The organism is Blastomonas sp. RAC04 (assembly GCF_001713435.1).
Lineage (GTDB): Bacteria > Pseudomonadota > Alphaproteobacteria > Sphingomonadales > Sphingomonadaceae > Blastomonas > Blastomonas fulva.
In genome coordinates, this window is sequence record NZ_CP016460.1 from 3,768,693 (window position 1) to 3,794,891 (window position 26,199).

Genomic DNA, 26,199 nt, shown 5'->3' on the forward strand with positions numbered 1-26,199 from the left:
CGCCGTGTCGTTCCGATCGCTAGGTTTCGCACCCTGTATCACCGATGAACCGGGTGCCTGGTCGGCTTGCGGTCAGAAGCTGCCGTTGACGCCGAGCGACACCACCGGGCCGAAGAAGCGCTCGCGATCCTCGACGAACGCCACCGGACCATCGCGCCGGCCGACATAGAAGGTGCGGCGGAACGCCTCGTTGGTGCCGATCAGGTTGGACATGCCCGCCCGCACCGTCAGCCCGCGGACATTCTTGTTCTCGATATAGAAGCCCAAGTCCCCGCCGCGGATCGGGAATTCGGCGAGCTGGCTCAGCCGCACCTCGTCGGCCTGGCTGAAATCGCTGTAGTTCGCGCCCATGGCCCAGTCGCCGCCGGGGATGTCATAGCGCAGCTCGGCGCTGAACTCGTGGATGGTATCGCCCGAGATGCGGCGGCGGATCCCGGTGAGCGGATCGGGCAGGCTGCTCTTGCGGTAGGTATAGTCGATGTCGAACCGCACCCCGGTCCAGCCGATGACGTCCATCTTGAAGGTGCTGTCGAGCGACACGCCCCAGATCGTCGCGCTTGCGATGTTGCCGGGCGCCTCGCCGGTGGCACCGATCGGCACCTGATCGACGATGTCCTCGACGAAGTTGACGAACGCCTTGGCGTTGATCGATCCCAGCGCGCCCAGGTTCTGCGTCGCCTGGAAGTCGATGTTCCAGCTTTGCTGCGGGACCAATTCGGGATTGCCGCTGTTCTGGTTCTCGGCGCCCAGATCGGCCGAGGCCACGAAGTCGAAGAAGTTGAGCTGGCCTACATCGCGCTGCAGGCGCAGGGACAGGTCGAGCCTGGGGGTGGCCTTCCAGGCGAGTGAGACGAAACCCTTGGGGCGGATGAAGCTGCGCGTCAGCCCGCCCGCGCCGCTTTGCACGATCTGCGAATATTCACCGCCGAGCGAAGTCTGCAGCGTCAGCGTCGAAGACAGCGGGCGGCCGTAGCTCAGCCCGATCTCGGCACGCTTTTCCTCGACCACCGCGTCCGATCCGGGGAGCGGCACCGGCTGGAAGGTGCCTGTGGTGTCGAGCAGGTTGAGCTGGGCGCGGGTGTCGAGCTTGTTGATCGCGCCTTCCACGCTGAGCTGCCAGTCGGCCTTGCCCGCCTTCCAGCCATATTCGGCGCGCGCGATGGTCTCGGTCTCGTCGATCACAGTGGCCAGGCTGTTGCCCTCGCGCGGGCGGCGGTCCTCGAAATCGAGGAAGATGCGGGTGAAGAACGGGCTGTGCTCGAACCGCCGCAGGCCGATGAGCTTCAGGTTGCCGCCCCACAAGGGAAACAGGAAATCGCCGCCGATCTCGTAATTATACTCCTTCTCGGTCTCCAGATAGTCGCGGTCGCGCACCACCTCGCCATCGGAATCCTCGCGGATTTCGGTCCAGCCGCGTTCATAGGAGAGGTTGAGGTTGCCGACCTGGCCGCCATCGCCCTGATATTTCACACCCGCAGCGATGCGCGGCCGGTCGCCATCGACATAGAGCTCCTCATAGCGGCGGTCGGTCACCGCGCCATTCGCGTCCAGCACCCGCTCGATGCCCGCATTGCCGTTGCGGAAGCTGTCGTTGGAAAGGCTGAGCGTATAGGCGATCTTGCCCGCCTTGCCGCTGATCGACACCTCGCCATCGAGAAACTGCGGGTCGGTGCGGCGGAAGCGCACGCGCGGGCTCCAGCGGAACTGGCCGGTCAGCGAATCCACCTTGCTGACGATGTTGACCACCTGGCCGGTGAGCCCGGGCAGGTTCAGCGTCGCGCCATCGATCAGCTCGATGCGGATGACGTTGCTTGCCCCGATCCGGCCGAGCTCGGAGACGACATCGTTGCTCTTGCCTGAAAAGCGCTCGCCATTGATCAGCACGTTGCTGCCGCCCTGGCCAAGGCCGCGGCGGTCTTCACCTTCGGCGATCGAAAAGCCGGGGATCTGGCGAACCATGTCGAGCGCGGTGCGCGGAGCGAACCGGTCGAAATAGCCCGGATCGAAGCTGCGCAGCGGCGTCGTTGCGCCTGCACCGGAAGCCGGCACCGGGGCATCGGGCGCGTCCTGCGCCAGGCCCATGCCCGGCGTGCACAGCAAGGCAGCCAGAGCGACGGTTGCAAGCAGACGATGTGTCACGGACATTCCCCCAAGCGGGCGGAACACACTGACATGCGCTTTCAACTACACCCGTAGTCGTCCTGTGTGACCAAGCCTGCGCTTTGCGGCATCGGCTTCGACCGGCGACGTTCGCACTTCGACCAAATGCAACTGGGCCCTGATCGCGCGCAATCCCGTTTACCGCCACACAGATGGCGGTTAAGACCATGGCATCGGCCTTGGGCCAGGGGGGGGAAGGGATGCGATATGGACCCGCATGACATCATCGAACATCGCCCGATCGAGGCGCGCTCGGGCGTGCGCCGGATGGAGGGGCTGCCGCGGATCGAGTTTCGCTCGTCCACCTTCGCGTTCCTGTTCCAGTCGGGCACCGGCTGGATGATCCTGGCGCTCGCAGTCGCGGTGATGGCGGGCGGATCTTATGCGGGATATTGGTGGCAGACGCTTGCGGTGCTTGGCGTGGTGCTGGGCGTCTATATCGCCTGGACGCATATCGAGAACCGCACCAGCCTGTTCTGGATCGACGACCAGAGGCTGTTCATGCGGCGCGGCATCCTGATGCGCAGCGAGGAAGAGATCGAGCTGTACCGGATCAAGGACGTCAAGGTTTCCTTCTCGGTCATCCAGCAGATGTTCGACAACGGCACCATCCAGATTTCATCATCCGATTCGAGCGGGCGGCTGGCCTCGGCCACGCCGCATCCGCGCACTTCGATCGAGGTGACCAATGTGCGCGACGCGCGCGCCATCCGCGCCGAACTGCGCGACCGGGTGGAGGCGATCCGCCAGAAGCGCGGCGTGCGCGAACTTGATATCGGCTGACAGGGAAACACCATGACATTGAAGACGTTCGGCCTTGCTGCGGCCACCGCCATGCTGGCCTTTGCCACCCCCGCTTTCGCCAAGCTCAGCTCGCAGGAAGCCAGGATGGTCGAGGCGGTGGACAAGGGCCACGACCGCTGGATCGGCGTTCTCGAGGCGATCACGCGGCAGAACAGCGGCAGCCGCAACATCGCCGGGGTGAAGAAGGTCGGCGAGATGGTGACGCCCGAGCTCGAGAGGCTGGGCTTCAAGGTCGAATGGGTGGACCAAAGCGCGGCCAAGCGTTCGGGCCATCTGATCGCGACGCGCCCAGGACGCCCCGGCAGCACCAAGATGCTGCTGATCGGCCATCTCGACACGGTGTTCGAACCCGATTCGCCGTTCCAGAATGTCCGGCGGATCGATGCCAACACGCTCGAAGGGCCGGGGATCGAGGACAACAAGGGCGGTGTGGTGACGATGTTTGCTGCGCTTGAGGCGATGCAGGCGGCGGGGACATTGTCGGCGGCGACAATCACCATCGTGCTGACCGGTGACGAGGAGGATGCCGGCGATCCGATCGAAATCGCGCGTGCGGACCTGATCAAATGGGGCCAATGGGCCGACGTCGCGCTCGATTTCGAGGGCCTGAGCCGCGAGAACGGCAAGGACATGGGCGCGATCGCACGGCGCTCGTCGTACAGCTGGCAGGTCAACGCCACCGGCAAGGAAGGGCACAGCTCGGGAATATTCTCGGCCAGCGCGGGGCATGGCGCGATCTACGAACTCGCGCGGATCATCGACCAGTTCCACGACGAGCTGCCCGAGGACAAGCTTACCTTCAACGTCGGCCTGATCGCGGGCGGATCGGTGGCGCAGCTCGACGCTGACCTCGTCCGCGCGCAGGCGGCGGGCAAGACCAACATCATCCCCGCGCTCGCGGTGGCGCGCGGCGATTTCCGTACGCTGAGCGACGAGCAGTCCGAACGCGTCAAGGCCAAGATGCAGGCCATCGTCGCCCAGCACCTGCCCGGCACGAGCGCCGAGATCGTCTTCGAACAGGGCTATCCCCCGATGGCCCCGACCGAAGGCAACCGCGGCCTGCTGCGGCGGCTGAACGTCATCAACACCGACCTTGGCCTCGAGCAGATGGCCGAACTCGATCCCCTGAAGCGCGGCGCAGGCGATATCTCGTTCGTCGCGCGCTATGTCGACGGGCTTGTCGGCATGGGTCCAACAGGCGACGGCGCGCATGCCCCGGGCGAAACGGTCGACCTGCCGAGCATCAAGCGCCAGGCGAAGCGCGCGGCGATCCTGATGACGCGGTTGTCGATGGAGAAGAGGTGAGGGGGTTGGTTGGTAACTCGTCACCCCGGACCTGATCCGGGCCCCAGGGCGTCCTGTGTGTCGCTGTGCCGGTTCTTTCCGCTCATCTTTCTTCGTCACCCCCGCGAAGGCGGGGGTCCTGCTTATGCGCGACCGTGGCGAAAAAGCGGGATTCCCGCGTGCGCGGGAATGACGGTGGTGGCGTTTAGGGGAATAGTGGAAACCGGACGCCCCGATTGCTAGCGGGCAACGAACGGGTAGGGCATCCGGCTTCCGAGACAGGGTTAATATTAACCTCGGCGATTCGCTGTGACCCAGTTCACACCCGATTAAGCTTTCGTTCTATAGCTGAACCGTGCATTTTCATCGATGAACCGTTAGGAGTGCCGCATGGCCAAGGACCGCAGCCCGGGATTCAAGCTGGGCATGACCGTGCTGATCGGCGCGCTGCTCGCGATTCCGCTGTTCATGGTCTATGCGCTCGTCTGGGACCGGCAGAGCCAGTCGGAAACCGCGCGCGCCAGCGTCGCCGAGGGCTGGGGCGGGCCGCAGATGCTCGCGGGGCCGGTGATGGTCATCCCCTATCGCCAGCAATCGGTCGAAACCGTCACCGAAAACGGCAAGGCGACGACGCGCGCGGTGACGATCGACCGCGAGCTGTTTCTCGCCCCGGTGAAAAACACCGCCAAGGTCGATGTCAGCCCTGAACGGCGGGTCAAGTCGATCTACGAAACCGTGGTCTATGAAGCGCGGGTCAAGGGAACCGCGCGCTTTGCGCTGCCTGCCGACCTGGCCCGCTTCGGGGTAAAGCCCGAAGAGCTGTTGCTCGACCGCGCCGAAATCCGCGTCGGCATATCGGATGCGCGCGGTCTGCTCGCGGACAACGGCATCAGCGTCGGCGGCACCGCGCTGCCGCTGCGCCCCGGCAAGGGACTGGGCGCGACCAACGGGTCTGGATTTTTCGCCTTTGCCGACTGGTCCGCTGGCAGCGCCGCACCGCTCGACGTTGCCTATCGCTTCGGGGTGCGCGGCAACGGCCAGCTGACCCTGATCCCGGACGCCGAATCGACCGACTGGACCATCGCCTCGCAATGGCCGCACCCCAGCTTCGGCGGCCAGTTCCTGCCCAACAGCCGCTCGGTCACCGACAAGGGCTTTACTGCGCGCTACACGATCAGCAACCTCGCGCTCGGCCGCGCCATCGTCCAGCTGCCGCAGCCGGGCGAGCAAGTTGGCCAGGGAGCGCAGTCGGCGCAGATCGACCTGATCGAGCCGGTCAACCTCTACAGCCAGGTCGACCGCGCGGTGAAATACGGCTTCCTGTTCATCGGCTTCACCTTCCTCGCCTTCCTGATGTTCGACATCATCGCGGGCGCGCGGGTCGCGGCGGCGGAGTATCTGCTCACCGGCGCAGGCCTGATCCTGTTCTTCGTGCTGCTACTCGCCTTTGCCGAGATCATCGGCTTCACGCTCGCCTATCTGTTGGCGTCGGGCGCGATCATCGCCCTGATCAGCGCTTACAGCGCTGCAGTGCTGGGCAGTGTGAAACGCGCAGGCTTCATCGCCGGGCTGCTGCTCGGGCTGTATGCCTTGCTCTATGTGCTGCTCAACCTCGAGGCGTATTCGCTGATCATCGGGTCGCTGCTGCTGTTCGCGGCGCTGGCGGCGGTGATGTACGTGACGCGCAAGGTCGACTGGTCGGGGCTGGGCAAGCGCGATGAGGCAGCACGGGACTTGCCGGACGCGTAAAGCCGTCCATAGTGCATCCAAACGATAAACCGAGGATGCACCCATGGATTTTGCGCTGCCGGCGGAGCTGACCGCCTATCTGGCCGAGCTTGACACGTTCATCGAGGCCGAGATCAAACCGCTCGAGCAGGCGGACGACAACATCCGCTTTTTCGACCATCGCCGCGAATGGGCGCGGACCGATTTCGATGCGGGCGGCCTGCCTTCGCACGACTGGGAAGAGCTGCTGCGCGAGGCGCAGCGCCGCGCCGACGCGGCCGGGCACTGGCGTTTCTCGGCACCGAAAAAATATGGTGGCAAGGATGGCTCCAACCTGTGGATGGCGGTGATTCGCGAGCATTTCGCGGCCAAAGGTTTGGGGCTGCACAATGATCTGCAGAACGAGCATTCGATCGTCGGCAACTTCCCGTTCGTCGCGATGTTCGAGGAGTTCGGCACCGAGGACCAGAAGCAGGAGTTCATCCTGGGCGGGTTCGAGCGCACCCGGATCACGGCCTTCGGCCTGACCGAGCCCGACCATGGATCGGACGCGACGCATATGGAAACCCGCGCGGTGCGCGAGACCCGCGATGGCGTTGCCGGCTGGCGGATCGATGGCGAGAAGATGTGGATCACCGGGATGCATGTCGCCACGCACTGCGCCTTGTTCGTGCGCACCAGCGGCGCGGATGGCGACGCCAAGGGGATCACCTGCCTGCTGGTGCCCACCGAGACGCCGGGGCTGAAGATCGAGGAGTATCTTTGGACCTTCAACATGCCCACCGATCACCCGCGGCTGTCGTTCACCAACGTCTGGGTGCCCGAAACCGCGATGCTCGGCGAGGAAGGGCGCGGGCTCGCGCTGGCGCAAAGCTTCGTCCACCAGAACCGCATCCGCCAGGCGGCCTCGTCGCTGGGCGCGGCGGTGTTCTGCATCGAGGAGAGCGTTAAATACGCCCGGAAGCGCAAGCCCTTCGGCAAGGCGCTGTCGGAGAACCAGGGCATCCAGTTTCCTTTGGTGGAACTCGCGACGCAGGCCGAGATGCTGCGCTGGCTGATCTACAAGACCGCCTGGGACATGGACCGGCTGCCGCACAAGGCCATTGAGCGCGAGATCTCGGACAAGGTCAGCATGTGCAATTACTGGGCGAACCGTTTGTGCTGCGAGGCAGCCGACCGGGCGATGCAGGTGCACGGCGGCATCGGCTATTCGCGCCACACCCCGTTCGAACACATCTACCGCCACCACCGCCGATATCGGATCACCGAGGGGTCGGAAGAAATCCAGATGCGCAAGGTGGGGGCGTATCTGTTCGGCTATCTCGGCCCGCGGAAGGGCTCGTTCGACTGAACTGTCAACTTTTCCTGACACCCCGCTTGTCGCGGCGGATCAATCTGTTAGACCTAGCCTTATGCCTTTTCCCTTTTCCGCCATCGTCGGCCAGGACGAAATGAAACGTGCCCTGCTGATCAGCGCGGTCGATCCGCGCATTGGGGGGGTGATGGTGTTCGGTGACCGCGGCACGGGCAAGTCCACCGCCGCGCGTGCGCTGTCGGCGCTGCTGCCGCCGATGCTGGCGATCGCCGGGTGCCGCTACAATTGCGCGCCTGAAGAGGCTCATCGCTGCCCCGACAAATGCGCCGAGAAGAAGGGCGTCAAGACCGCAAAGGTGCCGGTGCCGTTCGTCGATCTGCCGCTGGGCGCAACCGAGGACCGGGTGCTGGGCGCGCTCGATCTGGAACGCGCGCTGGGACGCGGCGAAAAGGCGTTCGAGCCCGGGCTGCTCGCCCGCGCGCATCGCGGCTATCTGTATATCGACGAGATCAACCTGCTCGAGGATCACCTCGTTGACCTGTTGCTCGATGTCGCGGCCTCGGGCGAGAATCTGGTCGAGCGCGAAGGGCTTTCGGTGCGACATCCCGCGCGCTTCGTGCTGATCGGCAGCGGCAACCCCGAGGAAGGCGAACTGCGCCCGCAATTGCTCGACCGCTTCGGGCTCTCGGTCGAGGTCAAGACGCCGCAGGATCTTGAGCAGCGCATCGAGATCATGCGCCGCTGCGATGCGCTGGAGCGCGACGGCGCGGCGTTTGCGGCGGACTGGGCCGAGGCGGACGCCAAGATCGTCAAGCGGCTGGCCCGGGGCAAGAAGGCGCTGCCCAATGTCGCGATGCCCGAATCGACGCTAACCGATGCCGCTACCCTGTGCATGGCGGTGGCCGCGGATGGCCTGCGCGGCGAACTCACCCTGATGCGCGCGGCGCGCGCTTTTGCGGCGCTCGAAGGCGCCAAGTCCGCCGAGCGCAAGCATCTGCGCGCCGTCGCTCCCATGGCGCTGCGCCACCGTCTGCGCCGCGACGTGCTCGACGAAACCGGATCGACCGTGCGCATCGATCGCGCGCTGACCGAGCTTTTCGGATGAGCGATGCGCTGCTGGCGGCGGACCTGCTGGCCGCCGCGCCTGCCCGGCTGGGCGGGATGTGGTTGCGCGGTCCCTCGGCAGAACGCGACGCGGTGCTGGCCTTTCTGGCCGAAGAATTCGCCGATCGCCCGGTGCGCCGCCTGCCGGTGCATATCGACGAGGAGCGGCTGTGCGGCGGCATCGATGTCGCCTCGAGCCTGTCTGCCGGACGCCGGATCGAACAGGCAGGCTTGCTCGAGGAGGTTGCAGGCGGGCTGCTGGTCGTCCCGATGGCCGAGCGGATGAGCGGCATGGTCGCCGGGCGCATCGCCCAGGCGATGGATGCTGGCGCAGGCTTCGCTCTGGTACTGATCGACGATGGCGGCGAGGAGGAAGTTCCGCCTGTATCGCTCACCGAGCGGGTGGCGTTCTGGTGCGATTTTTCGTCCCAAGAACCCAAACCCTCATCTGCCGTGTTCCCGAGCGAAGTCGAGGGACCTCGCGCAACCGGTAGCGCGCACGTCCTTCGACCTCCCGGTCAGACCGGGAAGCTTATCCCGAGCGGCCGGCCAGCAGGCCAGCCGAGGGGCTCGGCACAAACGGAGGGGGGAAGGCTTGTCGGACAAGAGCACCGCCAGACCCTCGCCAATATCACCCTCGCACTCGGCATCGACTCCGCGCGCACCATGCTGTTCGCGCAGGCCGCGCTGTCGCTTTCCGCACAGATCGATGAGCGCGACTCCATCACCGACGACGACATCCAGTTCGTTGCCCGCACCGTCCTCGGACCCCGAGCCACGCGCATCCCGCAGCAGGCCGAAGAACCGCCTCCGCCTCCGCCCCCTGAAGGCGAGGAAGAGCCGCCGCCAGGCGACAACGATGGCGAAGACGAACAGCATGATCCCGATCAGCTCGATGACCTGATCCTCGCTGCCGTGCTTGCCTCGATCCCCAAGGATGTGCTGGCGCGCATCGGCGAGGGGCGCAGCGCGCGGCGTGCGACCGGCGCGGGCGGGGCAGGGCGCAAGCAGGCCTCGCAGATGCGCGGACGGCCTCTGGGCGCGCGTCCCGGCCTGCCGCGCGGCGGCGCACGGCTGGCGCTGATCGATACCTTGCGCACCGCGGTCCCCTGGCAGGAGATCCGCCGCCAGCAGGAGGGCATGGACGCGCCCAAGCGGCTGCGCATCCGCAAGGGGGATCTGCGCATCCGCAGGTTCGAGGAGCGCGCCGAAGCGCTGACGATTTTTGCGGTCGATGCGTCGGGCTCGTCGGCACTGGCGCGGCTGGCCGAAGCCAAGGGTGCGGTCGAGCTGATGCTGGCGCAGAGCTATGTGAAACGCGCGCAGGTGGCGCTGATCGCGTTTCGCGGGACCTCGGCCGAACTGCTGCTGCCGCCGACGCGGTCGCTGACCCGCGCCAAGAAGGTGCTGGGCGAATTGCCCGGCGGGGGCGGCACGCCGCTTGCGCTAGGGCTGTCGGCCGCCGCCGAGCTCGCCGAAACCCAGGCCGCGCGCGGGCGCACGCCGTTCGTCGCGGTGCTGACCGACGGCAAGGGCAATATCGACAGGAACGGCCAGCCAGGCCGCGCGCAGGCGGGCGAGGATGCGCTCGCGGCGGCGCGGCGTTTTGCCCAATCGGGGACGCAAGCCGTGGTGATCGATATCTCCGCCCGGCCGCAACCTGAGGCCGCAGCGATTGCAGCGGCGATGCGCGCGCGCTATCTGGCGCTGCCGCGTGCCGATGCGCGCGGTGTCGAGCGCGCCGTATCCGCGCTGCAATTCGGGAAAGCATCATGAGTTCGGTACGCTGGGAGGTTGACGGGCACGACTGGCCCAACCGCGAGCACAGTCGCTTCGTGCGCGCTGGCATGCTCGACTGGCATGTCCAGGTCGCAGGGCCCGACGGCCGCGCCGCACCTGTGCTGCTGCTCATCCACGGCACCGGCGCTGCGACTCACAGCTGGCGCGACGTGCTGCCGCTGCTGGCGCAGCACTTTACCGTGATCGCGCCCGACATGCCCGGGCACGGATTTACCCGCGGCCGGATTGCCGGGGGGCAGAGCCTGCCGGGGATGGCCAGGGTGCTGGCCGAACTGCTCGGCAAGCTGGCGCTGGGCGCGCCCGATGTGATCGTCGGTCATTCGGCTGGCGCAGCGATCGGCGTGCGGCTGGCGATCGATCTGGGTATCGATGCCCCGATCATCGGCCTCAATCCTGCGCTGCTGCCCTTCCCGGGCCTTGCCGCGCGGCTGTTCCCGGCGATGGCGCGCGCTTTGTTCGTCAATCCGTTCACCGCGATGATCTTTGCCCAGATCGCCAGCAGCGAGACCGAAGTGGCGCGATTCCTGAAGAAATCCACCGGGTCGCGGATCGATGCGCGCGGGGTGGAGCTGTATCACCGCCTCTTCCGGACATCCGACCATTGCGCGGGCGCGATCGGTATGATGGCGAACTGGGATCTGGAAAGCCTGGCGAAGGAACTGCCCAGCGTCGCGGCGCGCTCGCTTCTGGTTCATGGCGCACGCGACAGCGCGATCCCGCTCGATTCGATCGAGCGCGCGGGCCGGATGATGCCGCATGCCGAGGTCGTCACGCTGGCGGACCTGGGCCATCTGGCGCATGAGGAAGCTCCCGAGCAGATCGCAGCGCTGATCGGCGAATTCGCGGCCCGAACCCCGGCCGTGGCAGCTTGATTCTTATGGTTGGATGGAAGCAACGCTGGGTCGGCTGGCGCAATGGCATCATCTCGAGCCCGGCATTCCAGTCCTGGGCATCGCGGTTCCCGCTGACCCGCCCGGTGTCGCGGGTGCGGGCGCGCAGGCTGTTCGATATCATCGCCGGGTTCACCTATTCGCAGACCCTGTTCGCGTGTGTCGAAAGTGGCATCGTCGCGCGGCTGCAGCAGGGGGCTGCGGCTTCGGCTGAGCTGGGCACGCTGGCGCGACTCGGGCCCGATGCGACGCGCCGGCTGCTGCGTGCGGCGGCGGCGCTGGGGCTGATCGAGCGCGTCGGCGACGATCTGTGGATGCTGGGCGAACAGGGCGTCGCTTTGGTCGGCAATCCCGGTGCGATCGCGATGATCCGTCATCACCACCTGCTCTACGCCGACCTTGCCGATCCGTTGTCGCTGCTGCGCGGCGAGCGCACCGTGCCCGGCGCGCTCGCAGGCTATTGGCCTTATGCGCTGGGCGATGGCAGCGAGGGTGAGGACCAGGCAGCGGTGTCCCCCTATTCGCAGCTGATGGCGGCATCGCAGCCGATGGTCGCCGATCAGGTTGTGCATGCCTGGCGATTCGACCGGCACAGACGCATGCTCGATGTCGGCGGCGGGGCAGGGGCGTTCATCGCGGCGGTGGCCAAGGTCGCGCCAAGGCTCGACTTCGGGCTGTTCGATCTGCCCGCGGTCACTGCGATCGGCGCGCGGCAGCTGGGCGAACAGGGGATCAAGGTTAACCCGCACCCCGGCGATTTCCGCAACGACGCGATTCCCACGGGCTATGACCTGATCACATTGATCCGAATCCTGCACGATCATGATGACGAGCTGGCCCAGGCGCTGCTGATCAAGGTCCGCGCCTCGCTCAAGCCCGGAGACACGTTGCTGATCGCCGAACCGATGGCGGGAACCAGCGGCGCAGAGGCGATGGCGGACGCCTATTTCGGCTTCTATCTGCTCGCCATGGGCTCGGGCAGGGCCCGTACTCCGCAGGAAATCGGCGCCATGCTGACCCGCGCAGGCTTTGCATCGTGGCGGGAACGACCCACCGGGCTGCCCATCGTCACCCGCGTGATTGCCGCTACCGCCTGAACTGCCCCATACCCCCTCATGCCATCGCCGTGTGTCAGAGTGTCCAAAAACAAATGCACCTGAATGTGTAAACCTACATTGACACTATGGGGAGTTAAGTTAAGATGACACCTTGTTGAGGGGTCTCCTAACTGACCCTGCAAGGCTCAAAACAAGGGGAGCGCACAATGCAGGCAATGGCCGTCATTTTCGAAGCGCCGCACCGCCTTGCCTTGCGTCCCCTGGCGTTGAACGCGCCTGAATCCGGCGATGTCGTGGTCGAGATCGTGTGGAGCGGGATCAGCACCGGAACCGAAAAACTGCTGTTTACCGGCAAGATGCCGAGCTTCCCCGGAATGGGCTATCCTTTGGTCCCCGGCTATGAGTCGGTCGGCCGCATCGTCGACTCCGGCGCCGAGTGCAGGGGTCGGATCGGCGAATGGGTGTTCGTTCCTGGCGCCAATTGCTTTGCCGATGCGCGCGGTCTGTTCGGCGGATCGGCCCGGCGACTCGTGGTGCCTTCGGCCCGCGCGCTTCCCATCGACGAGAGCTGGGGATCGGACGGCGTGCTGTTCGCGCTGGCCGCCACCGCGCTCCACGCAATGGCGGGCGGCGAGCCTCCCGACCTGATCGTCGGACACGGAATTCTGGGCCGCCTGCTGGCGCGCCTCACCATCGCCAGCGGCGCGCCCGCGCCCACCGTGTGGGAAATCGACCCCTCGCGCAGCGCGGGGGATCATGGCTATGGCGTAATCCATCCCGATAGCGACGAGCGTCGCGATTATCGCAGCATCTGCGATGTCAGCGGCGACAGTTCGCTGCTCGACACGCTGATCTCTCGCCTTGGCAAGGGTGGCGAGGTCACGCTCGCCGGCTTCTACCAGGCGCCGCTCAGCTTCACCTTCCCGCCCGCATTCATGCGCGAAGCGCGCATCCGAGTCGCTGCCGAATGGGGCCCTGACGATCTGGTCGCGATCCGCGCGATGGTCTCGAGCGGGGCGCTCAGCCTCACCGGGCTGGTCAGCCATGTTCAACCGGTCGCCGATGCGCCCAGCGCCTATCCGACCGCCTTTACCGACCCCGCCTGCCTTAAAATGATACTCGATTGGAGCGCTTGCGCATGACGATGCTGGAAAACTCTGGTCCCGATGTAACCGCGCTGCGCGATGAAGCGTCGCACGAGCCCGATCCGGTCCATACCGGCCCGGTAACCAAGGAAACGCAGATCATCGCGATCTACGGCAAGGGCGGCTCGGGCAAGAGCTTCGCGCTCTCCAACCTCAGCTACATGATGGCGCAGCAGGGCAAGCGCGTGCTGCTGATCGGTTGCGATCCCAAGTCCGACACAACCAGCCTGCTGTTCGGCGGCAAGGCATGCCCGACGATCATCGAAACCAGCAGCGCCAAGAAGCTCGCCGGTGAAGAGGTCAAGATTGAGGACGTCTGCTTCCAGCGCGACGGCGTGTTCGCGATGGAGCTGGGCGGTCCCGAAGTGGGACGCGGCTGCGGAGGGCGCGGCATCATTCATGGTTTCGAACTGCTCGAGAAGCTGGGCTTCCATGATTGGGGCTTTGATTTCGTGCTGCTCGATTTCCTGGGCGACGTGGTCTGCGGCGGCTTCGGCCTGCCGATCGCGCGCGACATGTGCCAGAAGGTCATAGTCGTCGCCTCGAACGACCTGCAGTCGCTCTATGTCGCCAACAACGTCTGCAAGGCGGTGGATTATTTCGGCAAGATGGGTGGCAATGTCGGCGTCGCCGGCATCCTGATCAACAAGGACGACGGCACCGGCGAGGCGCAGGCTTTCGCCGCCGAAGTCGGCATCCCGATCCTCGCTTCGATCCCTGCGAACGAGGACATCCGCCGCAAGTCGGCCAATTATCAGATCATCGGGCGGCCCGACACCGAATGGGCGTCGCTGTTCGAGGAACTGGCGATCAACGTCGCCGAAGCGCAGCCCGCCTCGCCGCGGCCGCTGACCCAGGACGGCCTGCTCGGCCTGTTCAAGCCCGAAGACACCGGCGGCAACGTCGAACTGGTCCCCGCTACCCAGGCCGACATGCGCGGCGGCACCTATGAACAGAAGCCTTCGCTCGAAGTGGTTTACGACAGCGTATGACCGACACCCCCGCCTCTTCCGCCTCGCGCACACCTGACCGGATCGACCTTGTGGCCGCTCCGGTAGAGGGAGGGTGCTCGTCAAAGGACACCATGCGCGCGGCCGCCGAAGAGGCTGGCAAGGGCGAAATCCTCGCGCGTTACGCTGCCGATTATCCCAAGGGCCCGCACGATCAGCCGCAGAGCATGTGCCCTGCATTCGGATCGCTCCGGGTGGGCTTGCGCATGCGTCGCACCGCGACGATCCTCTCGGGATCGGCGTGCTGCGTCTATGGCCTGACCTTCACCTCGCATTTCTACGGCGCGCGCCGTTCGGTCGGCTATGTGCCGTTCAGCTCGGAAACGCTCGTCACCGGCAAGCTGTACGAAGACATCCGCGACGCGGTGCATCTGATGGCCGATCCGGCTTTGTACGACACCATCGTCGTCACCAATCTGTGCGTTCCGACCGCTTCGGGCGTGCCGCTGCAGGGCCTGCCCAAGGCGATCAACGGCGTGCGGATCATCGGCATCGATGTTCCCGGGTTCGGCATACCCACCCATGCCGAGGCCAAGGACGTTCTGGCCGGCGCGATGCTCGCTTACGCGCGCAAGGAAGCCTCGCAGGGCCCGGTCGCCGCTCCCAGCCATCGCCCGGATCGCCCGACGGTGACGCTGCTGGGCGAGATGTTCCCCGCCGATCCGGTCGGCATCGGCCAGCTGCTCGAGCCTCTGGGCCTGGCTGCAGGGCCTGTCGTTCCCACCCGCGAATGGCGCGAGCTCTACAGCGCGCTTGATTGCGCCGCGGTCGCTGCGATCCATCCGTTCTACACCGCCAGCATCCGCGAATTCGAAAGCGCCGGACGCCCGGTGATCGGTTCTGCCCCGGTGGGTGTCGATGGCACCGCCGCCTGGCTCGATGCGATCGGCGCCGCCTGCGGGATCGCGCAGTCTGCGGTCGATGCCGCCAAGGACAAGTTCCTGCCCGCGATCCGCGCGGCGCTCGATGCCAACCCGATCAAGGGCCGCATCACCGTTTCGGGCTATGAAGGCTCCGAACTGCTGGTCGCGCGTCTGCTGATCGAAAGCGGCGCGGATGTCCCTTATGTCGGCACGGCCTGCCCCAAGACGCGCTGGTCGGAGCCCGATCGCGCCTGGCTCGAAGAGCGCGGTGTGCGCATCCAGTACCGCGCGAGCCTGGAGCAGGACATCGCGGCGGTCGAGGAATTCCGCCCCAATCTTGCGATCGGCACCACGCCCGTGGTCCAGCACGCCAAGAGCGAGGCGATCCCGGCTCTGTACTTCACCAACCTCATCTCGGCGCGCCCGCTCATGGGCCCGGCAGGCGCAGGCTCGCTGGCGCTGGTGATCAACGCCGCGCTCGCCAACCAGGACCGGTTCAACCGGATGCAGAGCTTCTTCGACGGCGTCGGCATGGAAGAGAATGCCGGCATCTGGCGCGACACCCCGGTCGACCGCCCCGAGTTCAAGAAGAAGTACGCTGCCCGCATGGTCGGCCTCAACAAGTCCGAAGAGGCGGTGGGCACATGACGCTCATTATCGATCACGATCGGGCCGGCGGCTATTGGGGCGCGGTCTACGCGTTCACCGCGATCAAGGGCCTGCAGGTTATCATCGACGGCCCGGTGGGCTGCGAGAACCTGCCCGTCACCTCGGTGCTGCATTATACCGATGCGCTCCCGCCGCATGAACTGCCCATCGTCGTCACCGGCCTGGGCGAGGAAGAGCTTGGCAAGACCGGTACCGAAGGCGCCATGCGCCGCGCCTGGCAGACGCTCGATCCCGATCTTCCCGCGGTGGTTGTCACCGGCTCGATCGCCGAGATGATCGGCGGCGGCGTGACGCCCAACGGCACCAACATCCGCAGGTTCCTGCCGCGCACCATCGACGAGGACCAGTGGCAGGCCGCCGATCGCGCGCTGACCTGGTTGTGGACCGAATTCGGCCCCAAGAAGGTCAAGCCGCTCGCCCCCCGCAAGGAAGGGGTAAAGCCCAAGGTCAACATCCTGGGCCCGATCTACGGCACGTTCAACATGCCCAGCGATCTGGCCGAGATCCAGCGGCTGGTCGAAGGCATCGGCTGCGAGCTCAACATGGTCTTCCCATTGGGCAGCCATCTGGCCGATGTGAAGAAGCTTGCGGACGCAGAGGTCAACATCTGCATGTACCGGGAGTTCGGCCGCAACCTGTGCGAAACGCTCGAACGACCCTATCTTCAGGCCCCGATTGGCCTCGAATCGACCACTTTGTTCCTGCGCAAGCTGGGCGAGCTCACGGGGCTCAACCCCGAACCGTTCATCGACCGCGAGAAGCACACGACGATCAAGCCGCTCTGGGATCTGTGGCGTTCGGTCACGCAGGATTTCTTCGGGACCGCGAGTTTCGGCATCCACGCCAACGAAACCTACGCGCGCGGCATCCGCAATTTCCTCGAGCACGACATGGGGCTGCCGTGCAATTTCGCCTTCAGCCGTACCGCCGGGGTCAAGCCCGACAACGAGGCGGTGCGCGAGGCGATCCGCACCAACCCGCCGCTGGTGATGTTCGGCAGCTATAACGAGCGGATGTACATGGCCGAGTGCGGGGCACGCGGCATGTACATCCCGGCGAGCTTCCCCGGCGCGGTGATCCGCCGCCATACGGGAACGCCGGTGATGGGCTATTCCGGGGCGACCTGGCTGGTTCAGGAAGTGTGCAATGCGCTGTTCGACGCGCTGTTCCACATCCTGCCCCTGTCGACCCAGATGGATGCAGTTGCGGCAACGCCTGCCAGGATCGAGCGGGAACTCGACTGGACGGATGAAGCCAAGGCGCGGCTCGACCAATTGGTCGACGCGCAGCCGGTTCTTGTGCGCATCTCTGCGGCCAAGACCCTGCGCGATGCGGCCGAAAGGGCCGCACGGCGCGCGAACGAGAATACAGTAACCGAGGTGCGGCTGGTGGAGGAAGCCGTCGCACAGAATATGGGGCAGCTCGCGTGAGCGGCTGGTCCAGTCATCGGCCTTGGGACGGGGCCTCCAACATCCGCGTCGGGTTCGCCCGCACGGATAATCGCCTGGAAGGCGCCTGCTGGCGTCCTTCCAAATCTGGAAGCTAAGGAGAATATCTCATGGCAGATGAAGGGATGGGTCCAACGACCTACCTCACTGAAAGCGAGGCGAAGGAGTTCCACAAGCTCTTCGTCGCCAGTTTCGCTTTCTTCACCATCGTCGCGATCATCGCGCACGTACTGGTTTGGCAATGGCGCCCATGGTTCCCGGGTACGCCCGGCTATGAAGCGACATCGAGCCTCGACCCGGTGACCGACGTTCAGCTCAGCTAAGAAGGAAACCTGATCATGCATAGAATGTGGCAATCATTCGATGGCAACAGGATCCTGACTGCGCTTGCGGTCTTCCTGTTCGTCCTCGCACTTCTCATCCATTTCATCCTGTTGAGCACCAATCGCTACAACTGGCTGGAAGCTCCGAACCCGACCGCTGCTCCTGCAGCAGTGGCTGCGGCATCGGCAATTACGCCCTGACATCAGGGTAAATGCCAGTGTGTCGCCTTGCCAGGCGATATGGGCGGGCCGGCCGGGCTGGTTCCAACCGGTCCGCCCCTTGCACTGGTGATTAAACAAACGGGGCCTCGAGGAAATCGGGGAAGAAACTATCAGGCTCGCTGCGCCCTTGCCGCAGCGGCTAACGAAGGAGTCTGGCAATGGCGCTCTTGAGCTTCGAGAGAAAATATCGCGTCAGAGGCGGAACATTGGTCGGCGGAGATCTGTTCGATTTCTGGGTCGGGCCATTTTATGTCGGCTTCTTCGGGATCACGACTTTGTTCTTCGCCTCGCTCGGTACCGCGCTGATCTTTTACGGCGCATCGCAGGGTGGGACCTGGAACCCCTGGTTGATCAGCATCGCTCCGCCTGACCTGAAATACGGGTTGGGCCTGGCGCCACTGAAGGAAGGCGGCCTCTGGCAGATCATCACGGTCTGCGCGATCGGCGCCTTTGTCAGTTGGGCGCTGCGAGAGGTCGAAATCTGCCGCAAGCTGGGCATGGGCTATCATGTGCCCTTCGCCTTTGCGGTCGCGATCTTCGCCTATGTCACGCTGGTGGTGTTCCGCCCGATGCTGCTGGGCGCCTGGGGACATGGCTTCCCTTATGGCATCTTCAGCCATCTCGACTGGGTGTCGAACGTCGGATACCAATACCTGCACTTCCACTACAACCCGGCACACATGCTCGCCGTGTCGTTCTTCTTCACCACCACCCTCGCGCTGTCGATGCATGGTGCGCTGGTCCTTTCGGCCACCAACCCGGCCAAGGGTGAAGAGGTGAAATCGCCCGAATATGAAGACACCTTCTTCCGCGACCTGATCGGCTATTCGGTCGGCACGCTCGGTATCCACCGCGTGGGCCTGCTGCTGGCGCTGAATGCCGGTTTCTGGAGCGCCGTGTGCATCATCATATCCGGCCCGTTCTGGACCCGCGGCTGGCCGGAATGGTGGAGCTGGTGGCTCAACCTGCCGATCTGGATGTGAGAGGGGTAATTCACCATGGCACGCTACCAAAATATCTTCACCCAGGTTCAGCTGCGCGGGCACCCCGAAATCGGGATGCCGCACAAGGACGACAGCGAACCGCGCATCAACGCAACCGGTTTCAGCTACTGGATGGGCAAGTTCGGCCAGGCCCAGCTTGGTCCCCTGTATCTGGGCAAGCTTGGCCTCGCCTCGCTGCTGATGGGTTCGCTGGCATTCCTGATCATCGGCCTCAACATGCTGGCCTCGGTGAGCTGGAATCCCAACCGGTTCCTCAAGGAGCTGTTCTGGCTCGCGCTGGAACCGCCCGGTCCTGAATGGGGCTTCTCGCCGATGGTGCCGCTGGCCGAAGGCGGCTGGTGGATCATCACCGGCTTCCTGCTGACCGCATCGATCCTGCTGTGGTGGCTGCGCACCTATCGCCGCGCCAAGGCGCTGGGCATGGGCACGCACATCGCCTGGGCTTTCGCCAGTGCGATCTGGCTGTACCTCGTGCTCGGCTTCATTCGCCCGGCACTGCTGGGCAGCTGGTCGGAAGCCGTACCCTTTGGCATCTTCCCGCACCTCGACTGGACCGCAGCCTTCTCGATCCGCTACGGCAACCTGTTCTACAACCCCTTCCATGCGCTCTCGATCGCCTTTTTGTACGGCTCCACCTTGCTTTTCGCGATGCACGGCGCCACAATTCTGGCTGTGGGTCGCTATGGTGGCGAGCGGGAGATCGAACAGATCTACGACCGCGGTACAGCCAGCGAACGCGCCGGACTGTTCTGGCGCTGGACCATGGGCTTCAATGCCACCATGGAATCGATCCATCGTTGGGCCTGGTGGTTTGCGGTGCTGACCACACTTACCGGCGGTATCGGCATCCTGCTGACCGGCACGGTTGTCGATAACTGGTATCTCTGGGCTCAGGAGCACAACTTCGCTCCCGCCTATCCCGATACCGGTGTCGTCGATCCCAGCACGACGCTTATTGCGCCGAGCGAGGCTGTGATCGATCCAAACCAGATGGTTGAGGATCCGGGCGCGCTGCCCGCGGCCCCCAGCCAGACGCAAGGGAGCTGACGGCCATGCTTAGTCTTTCCAAACTGACCGCCATGGGGGCGCTGGCTATTGCCGGCCTCGCCCTGGCGGGATGCGAACTCGGTCCCAAGCAATCGCAGCAGACCGGGTATCGCGGCACCGGCATCGTCCAGATCGTCGATCCGCAAAATGTGGTCGCGCCCGGCGATGTGCCGCCGCCGCCTTATGCTTTGCCCGCCCCCTCGGGGCCCAAGGCGGGCGAGGTGTATCAGAACGTCAAGGTGCTGGCGAATGTCAGCCAGGAAGAGTTCGACTACACCATGGCGGCGATCACCCAGTGGATCGTTCCGGCCGATGCGCCGGCCGAGGAAGCCGGGTGCAATTACTGCCACAATGCCGAAAATCTGGCTGACGACAGCAAGTACACCAAGGTTGTCGCGCGCCGGATGATCCAGATGACGCAGAACATCAACCAGAACTATTCGGATCACGTCAAGCAGACCGGCGTCACCTGCTACACCTGCCACCGCGGCAATGCCGTTCCGAAATATGTGTGGACCGATCCCAGGCCGTCCGACGGACGTCTGATGGGTAACAAGCGCGGCCAGAACACCCCCGACCCGTCGGTGGCCTATGCCTCGCTGCCGGTGGGCACCTATGCCAAGTACATGCGCGGCAATTCGGGACCGGCGCGGGTGATCTCCAAGACCATCCATCCGACCACCGCCAACCGGCAGAGCGTCAAGGATGCAGAAGGCAATTATGCCATCATGATGCATCTGTCGCAGTCGCTGGGCGTCAACTGCACCTATTGCCACAACAGCCGCTCGTTTGCGCGCTGGGAACAGAGCAGCCCGCAGCGCGCCCTGGCCTGGTATGGCCTGCAGATGGTGAAGAACACCAACGAGGAATACATCCATCCGCTGGCCAGCGTTTTCCCGGCCAACCGGCTTGGCCCTCAGGGTGATCCCTACAAGACCAACTGCGCAACTTGCCACCAGATGCAGCGCAAGCCTCTGGGCGGTGCCCAGATGGCCAAGGACTATCCGGCGCTGCGTACGGTCGGACCGGTTGTTGCTCCGGCGGTTCCGGGCGCGGCTCCTGCCACCGGCGCAGCCGCAGCAGCAGCGGCTCCTGCCGCAGCAGCGGCAGCCGGGAACTGAGCTGATACAATTCCTCTCCCAGCTTGCTGGGGGAGGGGGACCACCCGCGCAGCGACCTGCGGTCGGCGCTCCCCCTCCCCGAGACAAGCTCGGGGAGGATTTTTTTAGGCCCCATGCATGCACCTGTTTGAAGCCCTGGTTGTTCTCCACGTCATCGCCGGAGCAACCGGGCTGATTGCGTTCTGGGTGCCGATCGCCGCGCGCAAGGGTGGCCCTGCGCACCGCAAATGGGGGCGGATCGGGACATACGCATTCCTCGCCGCAGGCACGCTGGCGGTCCTGATGGCGCTGCTCTCGCTCTACGGGCCCGAACAGCGGCTGCCGATGATCACCAACCGGGTGCTGTTTGCCGGGCTGTTCGGCTGGATGATGCTGTATCTGGGTACGCTCACCATCGGTTTTGCCATCTATGGCCTGGCGGTTGTGCGCCACCGCGCCAACCGAGCCGCATTGCGCGGGTTGCGCTATCAGGCAATGTTCGGCGCGGTGATCGCCTCGGCGCTGTGGTGCGGCTATTTCGGGCTCAGCATCGGCCAGCCGTTGATGGCGGCGGTGGCAACGGTCGGGCTGGCGGCGGTGGCGACTCAGCAATTCTATGTCTGGCGTGCCTCACCCCCGCCGCGCGCGCATGTGCCCGAACATTTCCGCGCTTTGCTCGGCATGGGGATTTCCGCCTATACCGCGTTTCTCTCGGTCGGGCTGATCCGGTTGGTGCCCGATCATGTCTTCAACCCGCTGATCTGGGCAGTGCCCAGCATCATCGGCATCGGCCTGATCATCCGCTTCACGCTGGGCGCACGCCCGGCGCGGCGCGGTCAGCCGGGCCGGGCGCACAAGCAGGAGGCGTGAATGGGCGAATGGATCGGCAACAATATCGGCATCATCGAGATGGCCTTCACCGGGGCGGTCGTGCTGGGCCTGTGCGCATGGCAATACTGGCAGGTGCGCGATGCGGGCAAGCCGCCCAAGGATTGATGGGGCCAGGGGTATCTTCCCACATCCGCTCAGCCTGAGCGGGAGTGGAGTATCACCGGTCCTTCTTCTTGGTCGGCGCGTTGAAGTCCGCGGGCTTTCCCGCCACCCAGGTCAGGAATTTCGCGACCTCCGGGTGATCGCGCAAGGCCTGCGGGTCGCCATTGGTGCGGGCAAGCTCGCTGTTGGTGAAATGCGCGTGGATGGTGCGGTGGCAGATCGGGTGGACCGGCTCGCGGCCCTTGCCGCCACGGCTCTTGGGCACAGGGTGGTGATATTCCACCACCTCGCCCAGATCGCGGCCGCACAGCCAGCACGGGACGGGCGCAGGCGCTGCCGCCTCGTCGTCCTCTTCCTCTTCCCAGGCACGGCGTTTGGCCATCAGACGTGCATCAATCCGCGGTCGGGCCGTTGCCGGGGCCGAGCAGGTCGACCACCGCGGTCACCATCGCCTCTGTCGCCAGTGTGATCGATTCGCGCGGGGCGACCTTGAAGAACGGCGAGTGGTGCGCAGGAACCGGCGGCCCGCCCGCCTTGGCCGCGTCGATATCCGCCTGCGGGGTGCCGCCGACGTTGAAGTACAGCCCTGGCACATCGGTATTGGGCGCGACGAAATAGGCGAAGTCTTCCGCGCCCATGCCGGTCTGCGGCTCGCTGGTCAGCAGCGCCCCGGTCCCGAAGCGCCGCGCGAAGGTCTTGGTGATCCGCTCGGTCAGCGGCTTGTCGTTCACCGTCACCGGGGTCGATTCAAAGCCCACGCGCACCTTGGGCAGTTTGTCCTCGGGCAGGCCGTTCAGCCGTCCGACATTCTCGGCGATCCGCTTGATGCCATCAAGCAGGGTCTTGCGCACCTTGTTGTCGTTCGACCGCACGGTGAGTTGAAGTTCGGCCTTGTCGGAGATGATGTTGTGCTTGAACCCCGAATGGAACGATCCGACCGTCACCACGCCCGCTTCAAGCGGCGAGATCTCGCGCGAGATCAGCGTCTGCAGCGCAACGACGATCTCCGCACCGATCAGGATCGGATCCTTGCCCATGTGCGGATAGGCGCCGTGGGTGCCGACGCCGAAGACTGTGATGTCGACCGAGTCGGATGAGGAGGCGGCAAGCCCCGGCTGGATCTCGATCTTGCCGGTGGGGGTGCCGGCTGAAACATGGAAGGCGAGCGCGTAATCGGGCTTGGGAAAGCGGGTGTAAAGGCCGTCTTCCATCATCTTGGCCGCACCGCCGATGCGTTCCTCGGCGGGCTGGACGACGAACACCACGGTGCCCTTCCACTGGTCCTTCATCGCCGCCAGCCGCCGCGCGGTGCCGACCATCGATGTGATGTGGGTGTCGTGCCCGCAGGCGTGCATCACCGGCTTTTCGGTGCCGTCGATATCGATCTGCTTCACCTTGGACGCATAAGCGAGGCCGCTGTCCTCGGCGAGCGGCAGGCCGTCCATGTCGGCGCGCACCATGATCACCGGACCATTGCCGTTCTTCATGATGCCGACGACACCGGTGGTGCCCACGCCCTCGGTCACCACCGCACCTGCCGCGCGCAGTTCCGCCGCCATGATCTTTGCGGTGCGGGTTTCCTTGAACGATAGCTCGGGGTTGGCGTGGAAATCGAGGAACAGCTTTTCCAGCTTGGTGTCGTAATCGCTGGCAACCGCCTTGCCGAGCGCATCTTGCGCCTGCGCCGGTGCTCCAAGAACGAGTGCCATGGCACTGCCGACCAAGCCCCAAGCGGTTGCCTTATTCATCGATTTCCCCTTTTCCCCAGGCGTTCACGCGCCGTCCAAGCGACTATAGCGCTTAGAATCGCTTAATCTATCGTCATTCCCGCGAGCGCGGGAATCCCGCTTTCATTTGCGGTCGCGCAGAAGCGGGACCCCCGCGCTCGCGGGGGTGACGATAAAAGTTGCGCAAAGCAAACCGGCCAATTGCGCCGGAGAGCAGAGGGGCAAATCAGTCCGCCGGACCCACCTTGAATGCGCACAGCTTGTTGCCATCGAGGTCACGGAAATAGGCGCCATAGAAAGCCTGGTCGCCTTCGGGTCCGCGCAGGCCCGGTTCGCCCTCGCAGCTGCCGCCCAGTTCCAGCGCCTTGGCATGGAGCATGTCGACCTTGGCGCGGGCATCCAAGGCCAGCGCGATCATCGTGCCGTTGCCTACGCTGGCTGGCTCGCCGTTATAGGGCCGGGTCACCGCGATGCCGGGGACGCCCCATTGCGTGCCGAACAGCGTGAAGCCGTTTTCCTCCATCCGCATCAGCTCGCTGCCACCCAGCGCACCGACCAGGCCTGCATAGAATGCGCGTGCCTTGTCGAGATCATTGGTGCCAACCGTCACATAACCGATCATCGCTTATCTCCTGCATGCTGCCCGTCGATTCGGGTTGCGCTTTGCAACCTATCACGGGCATGCGACAAGACAATGACCTACGGGGTAATCTTCGGCATGGCCGGTGCTGATCCGCACCACGCCTTGCCCGCCGGCGCGGTCGACCCACAGTCCGGCGCGCAGGCCATAGGCCTCCCCCGGATGACCGATCCACACCCGCCCATCGGCCTGCTCGATGCGCTGGACCCCCAGTCCAAAGGCGGTGAAATAGCCCTTGTCGTCATCGCCGTTGCTGCCGTCGAAGCGCCATTGCGCGCGGATCAGCTCGGCAAAGGATTGCGGGGTGAGCAGCCCGTCGCCGCCACCCAGCAGCATCTGACCCAGCCGCGCCAGACCGCCTGCGGAAATGCGCAGACCGCCCTGCGGGCCAAAGGCCGATCCGTTCTGTCCGGGCAGATAGGCGTCGAGATCGCATCGGCCATCGCGGGTCGTCATCGACGCGCATTGCTCGGGCTGGGTGATCCAGTCATCGCGCGCGATGCTTCCATCGGGGCGGTAGAGCGTGATCGCGTCCTTGCGCGCGTCGGTCTTGCAGCCCGACCAGTTGTAGCAGGCCGGGATTGCGAGCGGATCGAATACCTCTTCGGTCATGATCCGGTCGAACCGGCGCCCCGTCGCCGCTTCCATCACCGCGGCGACCACGGGATAATTGACATTGGCATAGCGGAAAAAACTGCCGGGGGCGTGGCTCGCATCCCAGGCCTCGGGCTGGGCCAGCAGGTCGGCAAGTTTCGCATCGAGCGGGATGAAATAGCCCGCGTCATCGGTCAGCCCCGATTGGTGCGACAGCAGCAGCCGAAGCGTGATCTTGGTTCCGGGGTGCTGCGGGTGGACCAGTCGCCAGCCGAGATACAGCGAGACGTCGCGATCGAGATCGAGCGCCTGCTTGTCGACCAGCCGCATCACCGCAACGCCCACCGCGAGCTTTGAGATCGACGCGATCCGCACCGGATCGTCGAGCGTCGCCTCGCGCATCGAGGGCCGGTGGGCAAGGCCCGAGACCTTCGACCGACCGAGCTGGTCGGCGGTGAAGGTCAGCTCGATGCGGACATTGTCGTCGGTCTGCGCGGTGGCGGGGGCGGCGAAGGCCCCCAGCATCAGCGCTACCAACACCGTCATTTCCGCGAAGGCGGCAATCCCGCTTATGCGTGATGTCCAATCAGAAAAGCGGGAGCCCCGCTTTCGCGGGGATGACGGCACAACAGGCATGGACAGGCAAATCAGCCCTTGCACTCGCCGATGCGCTTGGCGCTGTTCTTCGCCTTGATCGTCATCGAACCGCTCTGCGGCGATGCCATCACCATCGCCATCTGCATGTCATAGCTGGTGGCGGTGTAGGTGCCGGTCAGCTTGATGTCGCCCTGCTGGCCCGCTTCCTTGCCCTTGCAGGCGATGTCGGCATCGATCTTGCCGCCGGAAAGGTCGAACTTTTTGTAGGTGCACTCGTCGTTCTCGGCCCCGGCGAGGAAATCGGCGCCCGGCTTTTCGGCCTCTTCCTTGGTCAGGCAGTTCTTGGTGGTCTGCACCTGGCCGACCATCTGCTTGACGATCGCGCCGGTCATGCCCTTGGCCTCGGGAGGGAGCTTGCTCTCGTCGAACTTCACATCGACGATCTCGACCTTGTTTTCCCATTCGCCAGCGCTGAACTTGATCGCTTCGGCTTCGGCAACGACCTCTTCCTTGCTGATCTTGCCGTCGCCATCCTTGTCCGCGCCGCCGCCGCTGCAGGCGGCCAGCGCCACCAGCGGGAGCGCCAGGATCGATACAGTCTGCAACACCTTCATCATCTCATCTCCAAAAACCGGTTGGTGAACGCGCGACCGCATCTCCTGCGCCGAACCCTA

General features: G+C 65.0%; 25 protein-coding genes. 19 read left to right on the forward strand and 6 right to left on the reverse strand.

Annotated features, from left to right (window positions below; translation table 11 throughout):
* Positions 1–72: 72 nt before the first annotated feature.
* Positions 73–2,139: a TonB-dependent receptor plug domain-containing protein gene (locus tag BSY18_RS18500; protein ID WP_150126331.1), complete on the reverse strand. Its 2,067-nt coding sequence runs from the start codon at positions 2,137–2,139 to the stop codon at positions 73–75.
* Between the two features lie 228 nt (positions 2,140–2,367).
* Between BSY18_RS18500 and BSY18_RS18505 the strand changes: the two genes are divergently transcribed.
* The 19 genes from BSY18_RS18505 to BSY18_RS21590 all read left to right on the forward strand — a co-directional run bounded on the left by BSY18_RS18505 (position 2,368) and on the right by BSY18_RS21590 (position 21,970).
* Positions 2,368–2,943 (forward strand): PH domain-containing protein, encoded by a 576-nt coding sequence (locus tag BSY18_RS18505; protein WP_069051481.1) that lies wholly within the window; start codon positions 2,368–2,370, stop codon positions 2,941–2,943.
* A gap of 12 nt (positions 2,944–2,955) precedes the next feature.
* Positions 2,956–4,269 carry a M20/M25/M40 family metallo-hydrolase gene (locus BSY18_RS18510; RefSeq protein WP_069051482.1) on the forward strand — a complete coding sequence of 438 codons (1,314 nt, stop codon included), beginning with the start codon at positions 2,956–2,958 and terminating at the stop codon, positions 4,267–4,269.
* A 369-nt stretch (positions 4,270–4,638) separates the two neighbouring features.
* A complete protein-coding gene (gene creD, locus BSY18_RS18515; RefSeq protein ID WP_069051483.1) occupies positions 4,639–5,997 on the forward strand; it encodes a cell envelope integrity protein CreD in 1,359 nt (452 codons plus the stop codon).
* A 43-nt stretch (positions 5,998–6,040) separates the two neighbouring features.
* Positions 6,041–7,327 (forward strand): acyl-CoA dehydrogenase family protein, encoded by a 1,287-nt coding sequence (locus BSY18_RS18520; protein WP_069051484.1) that lies wholly within the window; start codon positions 6,041–6,043, stop codon positions 7,325–7,327.
* Positions 7,328–7,388: 61 nt separating this feature from the next.
* Complete coding sequence (bchI, locus tag BSY18_RS18525) at positions 7,389–8,396, forward strand: magnesium chelatase ATPase subunit I (RefSeq protein WP_069051485.1); 1,008 nt, start codon at positions 7,389–7,391, stop codon at positions 8,394–8,396.
* Positions 8,393–10,171, forward strand: a complete 1,779-nt coding sequence (locus tag BSY18_RS18530) for a magnesium chelatase subunit D (RefSeq protein ID WP_069051486.1) — start codon at positions 8,393–8,395, stop codon at positions 10,169–10,171. The genes bchI and BSY18_RS18530 overlap by 4 nt, the downstream gene beginning before the upstream one ends.
* Positions 10,168–11,067 carry an alpha/beta fold hydrolase BchO gene (bchO, locus tag BSY18_RS18535; RefSeq protein WP_069051487.1) on the forward strand — a complete coding sequence of 300 codons (900 nt, stop codon included), beginning with the start codon at positions 10,168–10,170 and terminating at the stop codon, positions 11,065–11,067. Before BSY18_RS18530 ends, bchO begins: the two co-directional genes overlap by 4 nt.
* A 5-nt stretch (positions 11,068–11,072) precedes the next feature.
* A complete protein-coding gene (locus tag BSY18_RS18540) occupies positions 11,073–12,182 on the forward strand; it encodes a methyltransferase (protein WP_069051488.1) in 1,110 nt (369 codons plus the stop codon).
* A gap of 167 nt (positions 12,183–12,349) precedes the next feature.
* Complete coding sequence (gene bchC / locus BSY18_RS18545; RefSeq protein WP_054133607.1) at positions 12,350–13,285, forward strand: chlorophyll synthesis pathway protein BchC; 936 nt, start codon at positions 12,350–12,352, stop codon at positions 13,283–13,285.
* On the forward strand, positions 13,282–14,280 hold the full coding sequence (locus BSY18_RS18550; RefSeq protein WP_054133606.1) for a chlorophyllide a reductase iron protein subunit X: 999 nt from the start codon (positions 13,282–13,284) through the stop codon (positions 14,278–14,280). Before bchC ends, BSY18_RS18550 begins: the two co-directional genes overlap by 4 nt.
* The gene (gene bchY / locus BSY18_RS18555) at positions 14,277–15,809 is read left to right on the forward strand and encodes a chlorophyllide a reductase subunit Y (RefSeq protein ID WP_069051489.1); all 1,533 of its coding nucleotides are present in this window, start codon (positions 14,277–14,279) and stop codon (positions 15,807–15,809) included. Before BSY18_RS18550 ends, bchY begins: the two co-directional genes overlap by 4 nt.
* A complete protein-coding gene (gene bchZ, locus BSY18_RS18560) occupies positions 15,806–17,260 on the forward strand; it encodes a chlorophyllide a reductase subunit Z (RefSeq protein ID WP_054133604.1) in 1,455 nt (484 codons plus the stop codon). Before bchY ends, bchZ begins: the two co-directional genes overlap by 4 nt.
* Before the next feature lie 128 nt (positions 17,261–17,388).
* Entirely contained in the window at positions 17,389–17,601 is a 213-nt protein-coding gene (gene pufB / locus BSY18_RS18565; RefSeq protein ID WP_023839307.1) for a light-harvesting antenna LH1, beta subunit, read from the forward strand.
* Positions 17,602–17,616: 15 nt separating this feature from the next.
* Positions 17,617–17,802 carry a light-harvesting antenna LH1, alpha subunit gene (pufA, locus tag BSY18_RS18570; protein WP_054133603.1) on the forward strand — a complete coding sequence of 62 codons (186 nt, stop codon included), beginning with the start codon at positions 17,617–17,619 and terminating at the stop codon, positions 17,800–17,802.
* Between the two features lie 179 nt (positions 17,803–17,981).
* Complete coding sequence (pufL, locus tag BSY18_RS18575) at positions 17,982–18,806, forward strand: photosynthetic reaction center subunit L (protein ID WP_054133602.1); 825 nt, start codon at positions 17,982–17,984, stop codon at positions 18,804–18,806.
* Positions 18,807–18,821: 15 nt separating this feature from the next.
* A complete protein-coding gene (gene pufM, locus BSY18_RS18580; protein WP_054133601.1) occupies positions 18,822–19,874 on the forward strand; it encodes a photosynthetic reaction center subunit M in 1,053 nt (350 codons plus the stop codon).
* A 5-nt stretch (positions 19,875–19,879) separates the two neighbouring features.
* The gene (pufC, locus tag BSY18_RS18585; protein ID WP_054133600.1) at positions 19,880–20,995 is read left to right on the forward strand and encodes a photosynthetic reaction center cytochrome PufC; all 1,116 of its coding nucleotides are present in this window, start codon (positions 19,880–19,882) and stop codon (positions 20,993–20,995) included.
* 117 nt (positions 20,996–21,112) lie between these two features.
* Positions 21,113–21,844 carry a hypothetical protein gene (locus BSY18_RS18590; RefSeq protein WP_069051490.1) on the forward strand — a complete coding sequence of 244 codons (732 nt, stop codon included), beginning with the start codon at positions 21,113–21,115 and terminating at the stop codon, positions 21,842–21,844.
* Entirely contained in the window at positions 21,845–21,970 is a 126-nt protein-coding gene (locus BSY18_RS21590) for a hypothetical protein (RefSeq protein WP_255352527.1), read from the forward strand.
* A 52-nt stretch (positions 21,971–22,022) separates the two neighbouring features.
* Here the strand turns inward: BSY18_RS21590 and BSY18_RS18595 are convergent, their stop codons facing one another.
* The 5 genes from BSY18_RS18595 to BSY18_RS18615 form a co-directional block, all read right to left on the reverse strand.
* On the reverse strand, positions 22,023–22,349 hold the full coding sequence (locus BSY18_RS18595) for an HNH endonuclease (protein ID WP_171900277.1): 327 nt from the start codon (positions 22,347–22,349) through the stop codon (positions 22,023–22,025).
* Between the two features lie 10 nt (positions 22,350–22,359).
* Positions 22,360–23,715 carry an amidohydrolase gene (locus BSY18_RS18600; protein ID WP_069051491.1) on the reverse strand — a complete coding sequence of 452 codons (1,356 nt, stop codon included), beginning with the start codon at positions 23,713–23,715 and terminating at the stop codon, positions 22,360–22,362.
* Between the two features lie 205 nt (positions 23,716–23,920).
* Entirely contained in the window at positions 23,921–24,316 is a 396-nt protein-coding gene (locus BSY18_RS18605; protein WP_069051492.1) for a VOC family protein, read from the reverse strand.
* A gap of 51 nt (positions 24,317–24,367) precedes the next feature.
* Positions 24,368–25,474 (reverse strand): serine hydrolase domain-containing protein, encoded by a 1,107-nt coding sequence (locus BSY18_RS18610; RefSeq protein ID WP_069051493.1) that lies wholly within the window; start codon positions 25,472–25,474, stop codon positions 24,368–24,370.
* 101 nt (positions 25,475–25,575) lie between these two features.
* On the reverse strand, positions 25,576–26,142 hold the full coding sequence (locus tag BSY18_RS18615) for a DUF3617 domain-containing protein (protein WP_054133595.1): 567 nt from the start codon (positions 26,140–26,142) through the stop codon (positions 25,576–25,578).
* Positions 26,143–26,199: the final 57 nt, after the last annotated feature.